8 protein-coding genes are annotated in these 17,267 nt (G+C 46.6%); 1 reads left to right on the forward strand and 7 read right to left on the reverse strand.

Annotated features, from left to right (window positions below; genetic code table 11):
- Positions 1 to 773: 773 nt before the first annotated feature.
- From BUB19_RS12475 to BUB19_RS12505, 7 genes are all read right to left on the reverse strand, one after another.
- Positions 774 to 3,488, reverse strand: a complete 2,715-nt coding sequence (locus tag BUB19_RS12475) for a family 78 glycoside hydrolase catalytic domain (protein WP_084097245.1) — start codon at positions 3,486 to 3,488, stop codon at positions 774 to 776.
- Complete coding sequence (locus BUB19_RS12480) at positions 3,488 to 5,692, reverse strand: metallophosphoesterase family protein (RefSeq protein WP_073094867.1); 2,205 nt, start codon at positions 5,690 to 5,692, stop codon at positions 3,488 to 3,490. The genes BUB19_RS12475 and BUB19_RS12480 overlap by 1 nt, the downstream gene beginning before the upstream one ends.
- A gap of 3 nt (positions 5,693 to 5,695) precedes the next feature.
- Complete coding sequence (locus tag BUB19_RS12485) at positions 5,696 to 7,570, reverse strand: sulfatase-like hydrolase/transferase (RefSeq protein ID WP_073094868.1); 1,875 nt, start codon at positions 7,568 to 7,570, stop codon at positions 5,696 to 5,698.
- A 231-nt stretch (positions 7,571 to 7,801) separates the two neighbouring features.
- Positions 7,802 to 9,391 (reverse strand): sulfatase, encoded by a 1,590-nt coding sequence (locus BUB19_RS12490; RefSeq protein ID WP_073094869.1) that lies wholly within the window; start codon positions 9,389 to 9,391, stop codon positions 7,802 to 7,804.
- A 229-nt stretch (positions 9,392 to 9,620) separates the two neighbouring features.
- Positions 9,621 to 11,153, reverse strand: coding sequence for a RagB/SusD family nutrient uptake outer membrane protein (locus tag BUB19_RS12495; protein ID WP_073094870.1), 1,533 nt, complete (start codon positions 11,151 to 11,153; stop codon positions 9,621 to 9,623).
- Positions 11,154 to 11,171: 18 nt separating this feature from the next.
- Positions 11,172 to 14,654, reverse strand: coding sequence for a SusC/RagA family TonB-linked outer membrane protein (locus tag BUB19_RS12500; protein ID WP_178371489.1), 3,483 nt, complete (start codon positions 14,652 to 14,654; stop codon positions 11,172 to 11,174).
- Positions 14,655 to 14,809: 155 nt separating this feature from the next.
- Positions 14,810 to 15,760 (reverse strand): FecR family protein, encoded by a 951-nt coding sequence (locus tag BUB19_RS12505; protein WP_073094872.1) that lies wholly within the window; start codon positions 15,758 to 15,760, stop codon positions 14,810 to 14,812.
- Positions 15,761 to 15,946: 186 nt separating this feature from the next.
- Here BUB19_RS12505 and BUB19_RS12510 point away from each other — a divergent pair, with 186 nt between their 5' ends.
- Positions 15,947 to 17,266, forward strand: coding sequence for a peroxidase (locus BUB19_RS12510; protein ID WP_073094927.1), 1,320 nt, complete (start codon positions 15,947 to 15,949; stop codon positions 17,264 to 17,266).
- Position 17,267 lies beyond the last annotated feature (1 nt).

Raw genomic sequence — 17,267 nt, forward strand, 5'->3', positions numbered from 1 at the left:
GCTTATTCTGGAATTTTTTAACGGTCCAGGCAACGGAAAAGGAGACAAATAAACCCGTAAATAGAGCCCAATAGAACCCAAAACTAGTCGGATCCACAGACCCCAATAAAGGAAATACAACAGTGCCTCCTGCACATTCAATTAAGTCTCCCCGGACAGCCCCATAACCACCATTGATAACAGCACTTCCCCATACTGCTCTCATGTCTACTCTACAGCGTAAATTAGAAGAATACCCTGATCCTTTAGCCAGCACAGTCATTTGTTCTCCAAACCTGTCCATCTGAAATGTTGGTTTTCATTGGTGAAATAGTTAAAAGTTTTGCCTACTCTAGTGACACCTTTTCGGCATCCGATGATAGCAATAGCAGGGTAGTTAAAAATAGAGGTTGAGTTTTATAGGAGTTAAATAAGATAATGATCTTATCAAAAACTGCAAAAGCCTGTATGAGCTTTTAGTTTGCAGTACCTGTAACTATCAAACAATACTAAAAGTGGAGCTGAAATAACTTATTAATTTAATAAAAACAACTAATTATTCTAAAATTTAATTTGAAAAAGTCATACCTTGAATATACATCCCGTTTGAAGCAGAAATATTGGTATATCATTGCCCATTTGATGCGACAATATCTCAATACATGTGACTTCTTTCCATTTTATCGTATAATTTTATTCGGTGAAACATTCCCAAATAGCAGACACAAAATCCATGCTGATTGCATTAAAACCATGGCATTTTAATTTGGAGAATATCTAGTTGCCTAAGGCCATCAAAACTCCAGCACATGCCTGCCACTACCCACAAGCAGCCCGGTATACGGGCCGGTGTTACCGGTATTCCCGAGCAAGTCAGCAACAGGTACCTGTTTCCCATTCAAAAGCAAGCCCTCTTCCAATCCCTCCGGCAAGCGGATCTCAGCCGAGCTGTTTGCCGGCACTTCCAATTCCAGGGTAACATCTTCTCCAACTTTCTTCCAATGAGATCTGATCCAGCCATAGGGCGACTGGTGCCCGGCCTCTACCCATTTCAGCTCATTGTCCAAATCCGGTTGGATCAGAATCTTTCCAAACCCGGGCTGGTCTTCCAGCGGACGTATGCCAGCCAGGCCCTTGTAAAAATAATCCCCAATGGTGCCAAACATGATATGATTCCGGGACTGGGATCCGTCCCAGTTCTGAAAAAGGGTAGTGGCTCCCAGTTCATCCACCCAATAGCCCCAACCGGGAAAGCTACGTTTATTGGCCATTTCATACAAGATTTTACCCTGCCCCTGATCCATCAAAACCTGCAAAACGGCTTTGGTTCCGACCACGCCCGCATCGATATGCCCATCTTTTGCATCGATGGCTTGTAACAATCCTGCCAAAACAGCCGCCTCCTGATCCTTTTCTACCAAGCCAACAAACAAAGGAACGGCCTGAGCTGCCTGGCCGCCGTGGTCGTAAATACCGGTTTCCAAATCATAGTAGCGACCATTGAATGCTGCCCGAATGTTTCTGGAAAGCCCGGAATAGGTATTCCGATCCTGCTCCTCTCCGGCGACTCCAGCCATTCGGGCGAGCATATCGCTGAAGTAGTAAAAAAAGGCCGAGGCCAGGAAAGGACCCTGGGTCTTGTTTTCCAATTGCTTGTGGTCGTCTATGCCAAAATTTAAGAGGTACCCCTTTGAATGGGCGTTCAGGTAATCCACATATTTTTTGAATGCCGGATAGTATTTGCGGATAATCGTAGAATCGCCTGTAAAGCGGTACAATTGCCAGGGAATTTCCATAAATGCTCCTTCCCATTGAGGTCCGTAGCCACGCTCCGGATCTTCGCTCCGGTTGTAGGTATAGCCCCATCCACTCGTGGGAATGATCCCAGGCAGATCTCCATCTGGGCGCTGCTCGTCTACAAAGTCATCTATCCACTTCAGGTAAGGCCGGGTCAGGTCAAAATTGTAGCAACCCGCTTCAGCCACGAGGAGCGCATCCCCGGACCAGCCCATCTTTTCCCGATGCGGACAATCCGTAGGATAACCGTGGTAATTGCCCAGAAAGGACCATTCAAAATTTTCCTGCAACTGGTTGAACATGTCATTTGAACTTCTGAAATAACCCTTTTCTGCCAGATCTGTATGGACCACATCGGCCTTAATATCCAGGATTTCTATTTTCGGATCACCGATTGTCACCTCCAGATACTGAAAGCCCTGGTAGGTAAAAATCGGATGCCAGGATTCCTCTCCCCCACCTTTCAGATAATACCGGTCTGTCTGGGTATCTCCGGTCCAGATAAAACGGCTGAGTTCTTCTACGTCCAGGGTGCTGTCTGCATATATACGCTCCCCGTATCTCATTTTGACACGGGATCCCGCCGGTCCTTTTACCCGGATATTGGCCCATCCGGTGAGGTTTTGACCAAAGTCCACCACTGTGGTACTGTCATTGACTTCCCATTGATTGTTTGCTTTCAGGGATTGGATCCGCCTGATTGGCGGCATAAGCTGAGCCGACATCTTCCCTTCAGGACCGGATATCTCTATGGCATCGTTCCATGAATGGTCAGCAAAACCAGTTGCTGCCCATCCCCGCATTTCCTTACGCGCATCGTAGCTTTCGCCATTGTGCACTCCGTCAAAAATGATTGGGCCATCCATGCTAAATTTCCAGTCCGTTCCGCAATATATCCAATGTTCCTGCCCTTCCTTATTCACTACCCTCAGCTGTACCCTGAGGGCAGGTGAAGCCCTCCAGGGTGCCTGATCAAAATCCCAGGCCTCCCGGGTATGCTGATTGTACCAGCCATTTCCCAATACCACACCGATAACGTTGCCGCCCTTTTGAAGCAACTGACTTACATCATGAATCACATACTTCACCCTTTTATCATACCGGGTCATGGCGGGATCCAGCACATGGTCCCCCACTTTCTCTCCATTGATCCATGCTTCGTGGTAACCCAATCCGGAAATATACAGTCTGGCAGATTGGATATCTTCCGATATTTGAAAGCTTTTGCGAAAAAAAGGTGCCGGTGTGAGGGGTGGCTCTTCTCTAACCTCCTCTAAATAGGAAATCCACGGTGCCACCCAGTTGCTTTCCTCCATCAAACCCATTTCAAACCAACTGACATCACTTTCCGAAACCTGATCCTGCTCATCCCATACCATCACCTTCCAATACAACCGCTGTCCTGCCTGTGGCTCCTTGCCCCGGTAGGCCAATCCCCGGGAACGGGTAGAAAAAACCTTTCCTGAATCCCAAAGATCTGACCTTCCTCTTTCCAGCTTTTCCGGATTGCTACCCACTAAAATCCGGTAGGCCGACTGTCTGAAACCGGATTCAACAGCTATTTTCCAGCTAAAAAAAGGATCTTCTTCCAGACCCATAGGGTTTTCCAGGTGATTGGTGGTTAGCTGGTGAACTTTAAAATTGCGCTTCTCCTGGCAGGCAATCAGAAGCGTCAGTGATAGCAAGAGTGTAATTAATTTATTGTGCATCATCAATGCTTTTTATCTGTGGACATGATGTACCTGTGCTCTCCGGCAATGTGCACAAATGGTTCGTACTTGTTCATCCACCACATTTTATCGTTGGGCATGGATTTGATTTTTTCCTGATTGACTTGGGATTCACCCAGCTGATCGGATAACCTGATATTGGAAAAATAGACTCCGAAACCAGGGCTGTTTCCATCGTTGACATGCCAGGTGCCCAGGTTGATCAGCAGCCGGTCCAAACCGGAGATATCCAGCCCCTGGTCCTGATAGTCAGAAAGCCAATTGAGCCGGGCTTGCTGCCAATACTCCAATTGATCATCCAGCTGAAAGTGGAGAAAGGGCACTTCTTTCTGATCGGTAAATCTGTCGGTGAGCTGGGTGGTACCCTTACCTACCCAATAGGCCATATTTAAAAGTTTGACACTTCCCTGAAAACCCTCCAGCCAGACGAAGCCCCCGGCCCATGCTTCTGTATGGCTTGGGGATTGCTTGTCCAGGCAATAATCCAGTACGATCATTCTTGGTTTTCCATCCAGTAGTATCCCCTGACACAAATGGTTTATGGTCTGCGGCAACCTGTCCTGGCCTGGAATATGGTATTTTCTTTTTGTGCTGTGCAGATACAAGGCTTTATAGTCCTGAAAGGTTTTTACTTCCATCTGATTGGAAGGTGCTTTGTCTTCCTGATATACATATCTGGTATGCCAATGGGCCAGCCCTGCAGAAAAGTCGCCATTTTTTATTTCTTCTCCGGCATCCAACTGCCATTTGTAATTTAACCAGAGGGGATATGCGGCTTCATTAAAATCCGGCAGTTTCTCCGGATAGGGATAAACTTCTTCAGTAACCGTCTTAAAATAAGCCCTGGCTTCATTACCCTGAATTTCAACTATCAAAACGCCCTGGGAAGGTCCTCCGTGCAGCTCTTCTTCACCAAAGGCCCTGGGCCGGTAACCTGCTGCCGGAAGATTGATCATTTTCATGCCCTGATAAGCCACGGCAGTTTTAAAAGAGGCTTTGACAGGAATGTGCACGTGCCCGCTAAATATAAATCTGACATTACCATGAGTAGCTAATCTGTCCAGAAGCATGCGCTTTACTACCACAGATTCCGCATAATTGATCAAAGGATCAATTCCAATGGGATGAGCAGGAACATGCTGAAAAAAAAGGGTGGGTTTGTCTTTGTTTTGCTCCAGATCCTCCTCCAGCCAGTCAAAATAATGGGGATGCGTCTCAAAAAAACCTGCTCGCAAAGGGTCTGGCCATATGATAAAATGCCATTCTCCGAGATCGAAACTGTAAAGTAGGTATTCCAAACCGTTAATTGCCTTTTGGGCGCTGAAAAAATTATTGAATTCACCCATGCGATAACCAGGTCTGAATTCGGCCTGATAGCGTGTTTCGTGGTTTCCAATGGCATAGAGAATGGGCGTTTGGATGTTTTTCAGGTACCTGTGCATGGCCTCAAAATGTGAGGCCTCGCCCTGATTGTCCACAACATCACCCAATACCAGGGTAAAGGCGGGTTTTGGATTCAGGTCATTTATTCTGTTGACGCTGTCTTCTATAAAGGCATTGTGGATTTTCATTCGTGTCGGATGTGCTTTGGGAGTGGTCGGATCCCCTCCCTGCGGATCTGCCATGACTGCTATGGAAAAAGCACCCTCCTGCGGTGAAATACCGATGCTTTTTGGATCGAAATGGCCGATTTCCTTGTCTAACAGGAAATTGCAACTTAGCTGAACACCATTCTGCTGAAAAGCCAACTGCTTACTATTGACCAGCTCATTCAACAAAAATTTCATTTGTTTACCATTCAGCAAAAAGGAAATTTCTGTATCCGGACCTGGATCAGCAATCCATATCGCAAATACATAGGGAAAGGATTTTCCTACACTGAAGGAGAAAACATTGTCTTGCCGCTCCGGACTATGGTTGGCAAATGGGTAAACGCCAATTCTACGCAGTTTTTTTTCAGGTATCTGCATCTCCAGGAGCACCTGTTGCGGTTCGACACATTCTACACCAAGTATTTCCAGCCGGACCATGAATTGGCCCGCCCGGTTGAGCACTTCAGAAAACTTGCCGGGATTGGGATAGGTGTATACCGGCAAAGCCGGTATATCGGCACGAATCGTGCCGGCTCCCCCTATAAATGCTGAGGCACCAAGGCCAATCCTGGAAATAAAAGACCTCCTCTTCATTGCCTACCAGTTCATGTCGTAGCCATGATCTGCGGGGTCTATGTCCCATTTGGTAAGCAATCCCTTCGCTGCCCGGAGATCGTAATGGCTGCGGTTAAATTCCCCCACCATGCCGATCATATCCAATACAGCCTGATGGGTAGCCTCCTCGTCATCTTCTATGCTGTCTATGGCATTCAAGGCATGTGTCCTGGCGAAGGAATTTGAGCTTTGCAAGACTTCATACAGCGCCTGCAAACCTTCTTCCTCATGGCCGAGTCGATACATTGCTTCCGCGGCCACCACTTTAACATTTGATGAGGGGTCAGCGAGCACATTTTTCAGTTCCTCAACGGCTTCTGCAGCCTCCCCTCCCAACATCAGTAAGCCAGTGGCGCCCCAATACCTGATGGCAGACTCCTCATGCTCCAACATTGCTGTAAGAAACGGCAAATCACCCTTCCTGGGATTTGAAGCCAGATTGGCGCCATCCACCAACTCGTTCAGATCCAGCTCAGATTGCCGCATGTACTCATAGGTAGTCGTACCTGCTGTCCGGTCTATCAACTCGGCCTCTGGAATAAAACCAGAATCCTTTATCTCCAGCATCCAGTCTTTGGTAGCCGTCCGCATTCGCTGAAGCACCTCCTCGTACCGGGGATCATAAGCCAGATTATTGACTTCCCAGGGATCATTTTGGGTATCATACAGCTCTTCTGCAGGCTTGGTATTCCAAAACCTGGACTGAACATCATTGCATTCTCCTGCCTTGTAAGCGGCCTCCCAGGACTGTATCGACGGAGCACGCCAGAGGTATTCCAGAAACTGCCCGTACACCCGGTAAGGCATATAATTTCGAATGTAACGGTACTTGCTGTCCCTGGCGGATCGGCTCATGTCATAGCGCTCGTCCATACGTCCGCGAAACATAAAGGCATATTCCGGATCTTCGGTTTTTTGTTCCCCCAAAAAAGCGTTGCCTTGCAGGTAATCGGGGATCTCTGAACCAATAATGCTCAATACCGTGGGTACCAGATCCACAAAACTGATCAGGCGACTGACTTCGCTTCCCGGTTGCTCTGCGGGGTAGAGGTGTCTGTATTTTTCCGGAATGCTGACGATAAAGGGTACTCTTGTGCCGGATTCATACACATACCTCTTGCTTCTTGCCAATACGCCACCATGGTCTCCGTAATAAAATACAATGGTGTTTTCTGCCTCACCACTTTCTTCCAGTTCACGTAAGAGCTCTCCGATCCTCTGGTCCATATCTTCCACTTTGTCATAATACTGCGCCCAGTCATGTCGCATCTCCGGGGTATCAGGATGGTAAGGAGGTAGAGTGACATCTTCCGGGCGGTGACGTAGCTGTCCGGAAGGAATGGACTGGTGAATGGAGCTTTCGTGAGAAATGGTGGTATTAAAAACAGCAAAAAAAGGTTTTCCCTCCGGTCTGTTTTTATAATGTGCCTTATTGCTGGATTCATCCCAGAAATCCTGATTTTGATCGGGATTGATATTGTAATCTTCTTTGGAATTATTGGTGCAATAATAGCCGGCCTCCCTCAGCATCCTGGGGTAGGGTTGGATCATTGCCGCTTTGTCGTAGTAGCTCCTCATGTGCTGGTGTCCGCCGGAATTGGCATACACTCCCGTAAGGATGGTATTTCTGGCCGGAGCACAAACCGGCACATTGGCATAGGCATGGGTGTATAAGAAGCCTTCCGCTGCGAGTGAATCCAAATGGGGCGTTGTGGCAAAATCATCTCCATAGCAGCCAAGAAAAGGGCTGTTGTCTTCGCTGGTTAGCCATAATATATTGGGAGGGGGAAGCTCTTCCTGGCGGGAATTGCAGGAAAATATCAAGCAAAGGCCTAAGACAATGATCGGGTTCTTCATTTTGGGTTGGGGTTTCAGTTTTTTATTTGATACCTAAAATATACCAAATAATTGAAATATTAAACCAATCTGACTTCTGATTGCGCTGCATGGTCAGTTTAAATCAGCTTCTATTCGGAAAGCCTCTCATTTATCGCATCTAACGAGGCCCTCGCCGGGTAGGGTCTCGGGCTGGCAAGAGCTTTGGAATGCCGTCTCCAATGCAGTAAAATATGACACCGGGATCCCGTATCAATTGTCCACCTCACTGCCCCACCATTGATTGCCGGGGTCAAAGTCTTTTGAAAGAAACTCCATGCGCTGTTTTTCCAGGGCAGGCATCCGGACATTTCGTACCCTATCCAGGTACTCTTCTTCCTTTGCCGGATCGTACCGGGGATCTTTTTCGGGGTACAGGGCGCCTACTTCATTCAGGTAGGCAAACAACTGTTCGCTCAATCTGCCAGCCAATTCTGGATTTTCTGCAGCCACATCATGGTTTTCTTCCAGATCCTGATCCAGGTTGTACAACTCCTCCCGGCCATCTTCATAATAATGGATCAGTTTCCATTTTCCCAACCGGATGATGGAAGAGGGTTCGCCTCCCTGATTGCCATAATGGGGATAATGCCAGATAAGGGGTCTTTCTTCTATCTCTCCCCCGGTGAGCACAGGCAAAAGGCTGACCCCATCCGGATGCTCTTCGGGTTTTAATTCCTCGCCGATCAGATCCAGCAGGGTGGGATAGAAATCCGTGCCCGTCACCGGAGCATCCGAAACTTTACCTGCATTTTCCAGAAAGGGAGTTTTGATAAAGTAAGGTTCGCGAATACCTCCCTCAAACTGATACCCTTTGCCTCCCCTCAAGGGGAGGTTAGAAGTGGCAAAGGCATCTCCTGCGGAAACTCCGCCATTGTCCGAGGTAAAAATTACGATGGTTTTTTCTTCCAAACCCAATTCATCGAGGGTTTGCAACACGTGGCCGACAGCATCGTCCATGGTCTCCACCAGACCGCCGTATACGGGGTTATCCTGTACCTGGCGGATAGGAAGAAAGCGACCCATTTCGAATCCGGTCTCTGCAATACCGGCTTCTTTGGCCTTATCTCTGTATTTGGACCATTTTTCTTTGGTCGTCTGAATGGGTGCATGCACCGCATAAAAGGAAAGGAAAGCGAAAAAGGGTTTCTCCTGCTCCTGCCGGATAAAATTGGCTGTTTCCCGGGCCAGACGCATGGTCAGGCTTTCTCCATCGGGACCACTTTCCAGGTAAGGATTTTCCCAGGGAGCATAAAATCCTCCCATAGGGCTACCCTTGTCCCAGCCACCCTTATTGATATCAAAACCATGGTCTTCAGGTAAAGAACCCTCTCCGCCCAAATGCCATTTTCCGGCAAAGAAGGTGGAATAGCCTGCTTCCTTCAACGCTTCCGGAAGGGTGGTATAATCCAGGTTCAGATGGTCTTTGTTTTCCGGTGGAAGCAATTTGTTGAACCTTCCTACTGCTCTCCAGTCCTCTCCTGTTTTGGCACCGATCCAATCGGTAATCCCATGTCTTGCCGGAAATTTGCCGGACATCAGACTGGCCCGGGAAGGGCTGCACACCTGGCAGGCGGCATAGCCATTGGTAAAAATCATTCCCTCATTGGCTATCCTATCGATATTAGGCGTCTCGTAATAATCGCTGCCCATGCAGCTCAGGTCCTGGTAGCCCAGGTCATCTGCGAGTATAAAAAGGATATTGGGTTTTTGTGTTGTAGATTGCTCCGCTTGATGCTGGCAGGACACCACTAGCAAAACTGCGATGGTAAAAAACACCGGAATATTTCTCTTTATTGGCATACATGAAATTATTTGTTTGTCTTCGCAAAGGCACACTTTTTTTTATAATAAAACCTTTTGTATGTCGATAGCATACTTTAAGGTCTTCAGGTATTTGACCTTGGTTTAGCCCTTAAATTAAAACAAAATCGTGTTAAAACCTTGAAAAAAGAAAAATCCTGGCAAATGAACCGAAAGGCAATTACCAGGATTTTTACATTTATGATTCAATAGGTTTGAATTTAATTCGTTAGTAACCTGTATTTTGATTCATGTTTTCATTTTCTATCACTTCTATTTCAGGTAAGGGAAAATTTACATGGTAATCCTCAAATTCGAGATCAATTCTTTTGCTGTCGAAATCCCAGATTTTGAGGTCTATTTCACCTGCCAGATGTCTCCTTCTCAAGTCATACCAGCGGTGCCCTTCCTCGCATGCAAGTTCCATTCTTCTTTCCTTAAAAATCCAATCCAGCACCGTGTCTCCTGCTGCTCCGGAAAGGGTGTAATCTGCGGGAACTGGTGAAACTCCATTTTCTTCGGACATCCTTGCTCTTTCCCGTATCTGATTTACAAGGGCAACCGCCTCCTGCAGGTTCCCATCGGAGCGAACGATGGCCTCTGCTTTAAGCAGTAAAATGTCAGCATACCGGAGTATTCTCGGATTATTACGACTGGATCCATTCGCTCCTCCCGGGTTGTTGGTCCAGTTTCCATCCCTAATGTACTTGACCACATTGGTCACCAATCCGGGATCCGGGTCAAAAATATAAGGCACTCGCGGGTCTCCTTCCTCATACTCGTTTTTGAGCGAGGAGGTAGCGGAATAAACGGCATTGCCTACCCAGCTAGGCCTTCGGACAAACTGCCCCAAATATGCCCCGATATCGCCTACCACCGCAAAACTGTCGTTGTCCAGAAATACATTGTTGATGGCGGCTTGGTTATTGGCTTGGAATTCGAATAGTGATTCATCGTTATTTTCCAAAGAAGCATCAAAATTATCCCCGTAATTGGGCATTAATGAAAGCCCGGAAATGGCATCAAAATTTTGAATGGCCATTCCAAAGTCCGCGTTATTTCCTGATACTGTTCCCCGGAATACCAAAACTTTACCCCTGAGTCCGAGTGCCGAATTTCGGGTAACCCTACCTTTGTTGACATCATCCCAGGATTCCGGCAAAAGCTGTGCTGCCTCCTCCAAATCAATTATTGCCTGATCCAATAGTTCAGTTCCCTGAGAATTTGGAGGAAAGGCATTTTCCAACACTGTAATCCGTTCCCGTACGAGTGGAGCAGTGCCATAGGTGTTCCATAGCCTGAAATACATCCAGGCCCTCAAAAACAATGCTTCGCCCCTGTGAAAATCCCTTAGCTCAGGCTGGTTTTCATAGGCCGTTGCTCCGTTTTCTTCAATTTTTTCCAGTAATGTATTCGCTCTGGCGATCAATTGGTAAGAAAACCTGTAAAATGCATTGAGCTGTCCATTGTTTCCATTCAACCCCGAAAAAAACTCATGGGGATGATTGGCCTCGGTAGTCAGGTCATCAGCGGGCAATTGCCAGATAGCCTGCAAAAAATTGTTGGGACCTCCCCTGAATGTGTAGAAAAAAGTTAGTTTTTGGTAAATACCCAATACTGCTTGTGTCATTTGTTCCTCTGTCTGAAAAAAACCCGCCTCTGTATCTCCTATTGGCTCCAATTCGATCGTAGCATCATCACAGGAATAGCCTATTATCCCAGTGATTATTAATAAAATGACGATATAATTTATATTTTTCATTTTGCGTCTCTTTAATGATTAAAATCCAAGATTTACCCCCAAAATAAACGTGGTCGGGGTGGTGTCATTTTCAGGGTCCAGCCCTGGAAAGGGGCTAAATACGAAAAGGTTCTGGCCCATCAGGTATGCCCGGAAATTACTTACGCCTAATCTCGAAAGCAGCTCGCCGGAGACGTTGTATCCCAACTGGAAATTTTGAAACCTAAAAAACCCTGCATTTGCGACATGGCGATCTGCAATCCTGTTGTTTCCGGAGGGATCATCGGTGATGGCTCTTGGAATCGTATTCGATGGGTTTTCCGGTGTCCATCGGTCCAGGTAATCCACCAGGTAATTGCCACCTCCGGATCCTACACTTTGCAAGCCATTGGTGAAAATACTTTGCACATCACCCATGCCCCTGAAGTCAATCGTAAAGTCGAAACTCTGGTAATTCAAGCCCAGATTAATGCCGTAATAATATCCTGGAATAGACTTTCCGATGTAGGTTTGGTCGAAGGCATCGATTCTACCATCAGGTTCCGGACTAAAGAAAGCATTATCGGCACCCTCAGCCGGAGGTCCCTGTACATCAACAAACCGAATATCTCCGGGAGATTTTTGAACCTGAAATCCTGGATCTTCGTTTTCCTCCAGCCAACTTTCTACCTGTTCTTCTGTCTGAAAAATGCCATCAGTGACATATCCCCATAGAAAATTGATGGGTCTGCCCTCTTCTATTCTGTTTGAATTGCCTCCGGATGGACGGCCCTGATAAAGATTGGATACCCGATTCCTCACCGTTGTGAGATTGGCACCCACCGAATAGGTAAAATCTCCAATTTGATCCTGAAAATTTCCCTGGAATTCAAATCCCCGATTGTCCACGTTTGCCAAATTGACTACCGGCTGAGACAATGCACCGATCACCTGCGGAATATTGATGGCCTGTAGGATGCCATCGGTGTACCGCTGGTAATATTCTACGGTCATGGAAAGCCTGTTGCTGAGGAGCATGGCATCCAAACCGATATTGGTGGTAGTGACGGTTTCCCAACTCATATCTACAATTGGAAAATCTCCCAAAGCAGCGGCCGATTGGATAGTACCGTCACCGATTGCATTACCACCCGATCCCAGTGCATACACAGGATTAAAATTGACCAGAGATAAAAATGCAAAATCACGGGTCTCCTGGTTTCCGGTCTGTCCCCAACCTACCCGTAACTTGAGGTCATCGATAATGCCCTGGCCAATGAAATCTTCAGAGGAAAGTCTCCATGCTGCACCGAAGCTGGGGAATGTCCCCCATTTAAAACCAGGTCCGAATTTTGATGTGCCATCTCTCCTCACTGTAGCATCAAGATAATATTTACTATCGAAATTATAGCTTAGTCTTCCCATATAGCCCTGCAGACCAGAGGGTGACCTTTCATACAGTAGGGCTTTATCTTCCCTCGGCCAGCCTTCGTCTATTCTGCGTTGATCCCAGGCGGGCAAGGGTGAGTTCTGGTCAACCGACAATTGGGTATTGTTCCATTGCACCTGCTGATCCATTGCGTTCAGAATCAGGTCAAAGTTATGGCGCCCAAACCTCCTGGTGTAACCAATCAAAAACTCCTTAACAATGTTAACATTTTCATTGATTCTCCTTCTGTAGGTATTGCCTTCACCCGTATAAGGCACGCCCTGGTTGGCCTCAAATATGCCACGCCTTTGGTCAAAGAATCTTTGCTGGGTATTTGTAAATTGGTCAAAACTGAATGTTCCCCGAAGACGTAAGCCCTCCAGAGGACTAGCTTCCGCATAAAAAGAACCAATGTTTCTGATCATGTCCCGTTGTACAGTGTTGAGGTCTGCAATCGCTAAAAAATTATTTCTGGTAGCTCCACCATAACCATTGCTCAGGAAAGCGTCCCCAACCATCCGGCCCGGCGAAGCATAACCCCGAAATCCGGAAGGGTCATACAAAGGCTGCCAGGGTGCAGAAAAAGCAGTATTTAAACCTGCACCAGAATCATCTGCTGTTTGAGAATACACAAAACGAAACGACTCACCAACTTTCAACCAGTTGGTTATCTGATGATCGGAATTGACATAGGCAGAATAGCGTTTGAAAGAGCTTGAGAACATCGCATTTTCCTGCCCCGAAAAACCTGCACCAACTGCATAGTTGGACATTTCATTTCCTCCCGTTATAGATACATTGTGATCCTGAATGACGGCATTCTCTACCCTGGCGGCTTCTAACCAGGCATCCGTATAATAGGGATTATCTCCTAAGTACTCGGTTGAGTTTCGGTCATAAAATTGAAAAAAATTGGGGTCTGGTGAGGCTGCGGGATTATTATTTAACGCATCCAGGTACGTGTCAATGTAATCTTTCGTGTTCATTACATCCCAATTGTTTCTCACGTTCTGTACCCCATACCTGGAAGAAATACTTACCTTGGGTTTTCCTTTAGCACCTCTTTTGGTGGTGATCAGGATTACGCCGTTTGATGCCCGAACACCGTATATTGCTGTAGCTGAAGCATCCTTTAACACCGAAATCGATTCAATATCATTCGGGTTGATCAAGTTAAATACATTTACATTACCCCGCTGATCCTGAGTCCTGGCATCTCCTGAGGCAGCCCCTCCTTCTACCAATGGGACCCCATCAATTACATACAGGGGATCATTATAACCCAGCGTACTTACGCCACGAATCCTAATAGATGGTCTTGCATTGGGATCTGACCCCGGGTTAGACACAAAAACACCTGCCATTCTTCCTTGCATCGCCAATTCCGGTGTCATACTCGCTGTTTTGGTTATTTCCTCCGAATCTATTTGGGAAATGGCTCCTGTAAGATCCTTTTTTTCTCGCGTACCATAGCCGATCACGACCACCTCGTCCAGGGAAGATTCGTCCTGAACCATTTGCACGTCAATTCCCGTCTGATTTTCAATGGTGAAGCGCTGCGATTGATATCCAATAAAAGAAAAAACCACAATCGAACCGTCCGGAACTGTAAGCGAATAGCTACCATCCAGACCTGTAACTGTGCCAATCGCAGTACCCTGGACTGAAATTGTTGCGCCCGGTAAAGGGTCTCCATTTTCATCCGTAACCTTGCCGGAAATGGTGATTTCTATTTCATCTGTTTCACTTTCCTGAACCCTTTTGGGCTCTTTTGCAGTTACTGATCTACCCCCAGGAGCCACATATATGGTTCTGTTCACCCTCTTAAATTCAAAATCTGACACCTGGGCCAGGTGTTGGAGAACTTCCTTTACATTGCTGTCCTGGTAGGAAAAGGTAAAACGCTGGTGATGGCGGGCCACCTTTTGATTATAGGTAAAACCAAATACCGTCCTTTCTTCTATCATTTCCAGAATCTCCTTCAGCCGCTGAGATTCTGCCCGGATACTGAGTGCAACGTCCTCCAGATTTTGGCTGTGAGATGGGGTTGCAATGATAACCTGCATCGCAAATACCTGTAGCAGGAAGGCATATAGAAGCCTTTTTGATGCCATGATCAATAGTTTAAGTAAATTAATTTCCATAATTTTGGTTGCTTTAAATTCTTTTCGAGTTTGTTGTTTGATTGGAATTTGGGCTTTGATCCGGCACTGTTGCCGCAGTGACCGGATCTTTTGATGGCTAGTTTTTTCTCATACGCTGTAGTTTTTTACTTACACTTCATGTTGTTGATATATATTGTTTTGGCATTCTTATCGGTTTCATAATCAAATTCCAACAGGTACTTCATACCGAGCAAAATGGCTTCTATGCGCTCCCCCTGGTAGGAACCAGTAATCAGACAGTCCGGGTCCTGGTCGGAAAAACGCAATTGAATACTTACCCCATAGGCCCTTTCCAATATTTCAAAAACCCGCTGTACAGATTCTTCTTCAAACGAAAGATTCCTGGTATGCCAGCCGATGAAATGATCAGGATTGACTTCACTAATGGCGATATCACTTCCGGTCAGCACCGCCTGCTGCCCCGGTTGAAGGACCTCCTGGTCCAGGGAATGCTTGTCGGCCACCCTCACCTTTCCGCTGGCTACTGTTACTTCAGTAGCCTGGTCGGTATTGACATTGAATGAGGTGCCCAATACCTGTACCTCTGCGTCACCCGTCTGGACAACGAAGGGTTTCTCCGGATTGGCTTTGATGTCAAAGAATGCTTCCCCATCCAGTTTGACCTGGCGGTAATCGCCGGAGAAAGACTCAGGAAACTCGAAACGGCTATTTTGATTCAGGCGCACTACACTCCCGTCACTCAAGGTAATGGCAGACCGCTGGCCTTCCTGCGTTTGCTTCACCTGCATTTCAGGATATTCAGTCCCCGAAAGTCCGAGCTGCCAGTAACAGAAGCCAACAAAGCCTGCCAATAGCAAAACTGCCGCATATCTACCAATCGCCCGGAGCCAGGCTCTCCTGCTATGTTGTTTGCTCGTATGCCGCTCCAAAACCTTCCATACCCGACGCTTTGAGTTCCGAAGCTGTTTTACATCGGGCGCAGCTCCATATCCGGCCAAATGGTCAAATAGCTTCCGGATAAACAATGCCCGATCTGAGGCCGGTTTGCCTTTGAGCCAGGATATCAGATTTCTTTTGGTTTTATTGGATTTCATTTCCGGTGTTTACCTTTCTGTAATGAAGTACCGCAAGTCAGCGGTGTCAGCTAGTCAAAGACAAAAAAAATCGCATTTTTTTAGAATTAATATCTGGAATTGATCAGAAAAACAAAGAATTTTATTCGCCTGTCTTGCGATTGGAAGACAAAATTTTTTAAATTGAGTAAAAATTTTTACCTGCATATGTCCACTATCCATAAAGGTCTCACAGTAACCGTCACACTGGATGAGGAAAAGATTTCCTATGTAAATGGCCTGCTTATGGAATACCGGAAAGACCTGAAGATCTATCAGGAAAAATTCAGCACATCCCTGCGGGGAACTTTTTTTCTAAGTTGGCTGACCTTACCGGCACAGGTATATGCGGAAAAGGAAAAACTGCCGGCGCGAATTCTGCTGATGAGCAGTTATGTGGGCAGCCAATCCAGCCACCTCCGGGAATTGGCAAGCTTCCTGGGTCCGCAGCTCAAACAGGTATTCGGACAAAGTCGGGAGTACCCTGAAAAAGAGCTTGACGAATCCGGACTGGTAGATTTTTTGAAGGCAAAAAGCATTCCCAATACTTTCTACTCGGGCTTCAAATTTATCAGTACTGAAGATGTAAACAGAGAAAAATCACTCAAAGCAGAAGTCTGGCAATATGGGCAGGGTTTGGATGGAGCCGGTAAGCGAACTTCTCCCCGGGAAATAAAGGAAAAAATAGAAACGTTTGTAAGGAATCAGCCGCAATTGGCCTGGGCAGCCAAAAAAATCCCCTACGGCCTAAGCAATAAAATCCAAATGCTTTGGCCACTGGCCCTTTTTGGGCTGATCATGCTTGCGTCCCTGATATCCCTGATTCTATGCCTATTCCTGGATCTGCTGATTCTTAAAATCCTGGCCTTTATTTTTCCCATATTCATCCTTGTGATGGGTTTTTTGTTTCTGCTGCTACGCCTCAACGAAAATATCCCCCATTCTCCCAGTCCGGAACTATCAGATGAAAAGGTGAGAGAGATCGTGGCCCTGGAAACCAATCCGGTCATCAACGAAATGACAGTAATCGCGCCACTAAAAAAAGGCTGGATACGACGGATTTTTCTCGCAATTACCTTAAAGCTCGTCGGACTGGTTGCTTATTTCGCGTATATACCAACGGTACATACGGCACGCTGGTTACAGATGGACCGGGGAAAACGCCTGGTTTTTATTGCCAATTTTGACAACCTTTCAGAAGCATACGCCCACGACTTTGTCGACAGCGAGCGGCGTGCCATGAACATGGCAGTTATTTTTAGTCATGCCTTTGGTTTTCCAGCGACCCGCTGGCTAATCCACAAACAATACAACCACCGAAGCAATTACATGAAAGGCGTCAGGGCCCACCAAAAGGTGACACAGTTTTGGTATGCTTTCCAGCACGAGCTGAGTGTGGAAAATCTAAAGCGAAACCGGACCTTCCGGGAGGGCCTGAATAAAAAAATGAATGATGCTGAAATCAGAGAATGGTTGCTAACCCTATAGA

This window comes from Cyclobacterium lianum (assembly GCF_900143075.1).
GTDB classification, from domain to species: Bacteria; Bacteroidota; Bacteroidia; order Cytophagales; family Cyclobacteriaceae; genus Cyclobacterium; species Cyclobacterium lianum.

Coding starts and splice junctions, on each gene's coding strand:
- BUB19_RS12475 (WP_084097245.1), bottom strand. CDS start 3,488: ATGATGCACAATAAATTAATTACACTCTTGCTATCACTGACGCTTCTG.
- BUB19_RS12480 (WP_073094867.1), bottom strand. CDS start 5,692: ATGAAGAGGAGGTCTTTTATTTCCAGGATTGGCCTTGGTGCCTCAGCA.
- BUB19_RS12485 (WP_073094868.1), bottom strand. CDS start 7,570: ATGAAGAACCCGATCATTGTCTTAGGCCTTTGCTTGATATTTTCCTGC.
- BUB19_RS12490 (WP_073094869.1), bottom strand. CDS start 9,391: ATGCCAATAAAGAGAAATATTCCGGTGTTTTTTACCATCGCAGTTTTG.
- BUB19_RS12495 (WP_073094870.1), bottom strand. CDS start 11,153: ATGAAAAATATAAATTATATCGTCATTTTATTAATAATCACTGGGATA.
- BUB19_RS12500 (WP_178371489.1), bottom strand. CDS start 14,654: ATGGCATCAAAAAGGCTTCTATATGCCTTCCTGCTACAGGTATTTGCG.
- BUB19_RS12505 (WP_073094872.1), bottom strand. CDS start 15,760: ATGAAATCCAATAAAACCAAAAGAAATCTGATATCCTGGCTCAAAGGC.
- BUB19_RS12510 (WP_073094927.1), top strand. CDS start 15,947: ATGTCCACTATCCATAAAGGTCTCACAGTAACCGTCACACTGGATGAG.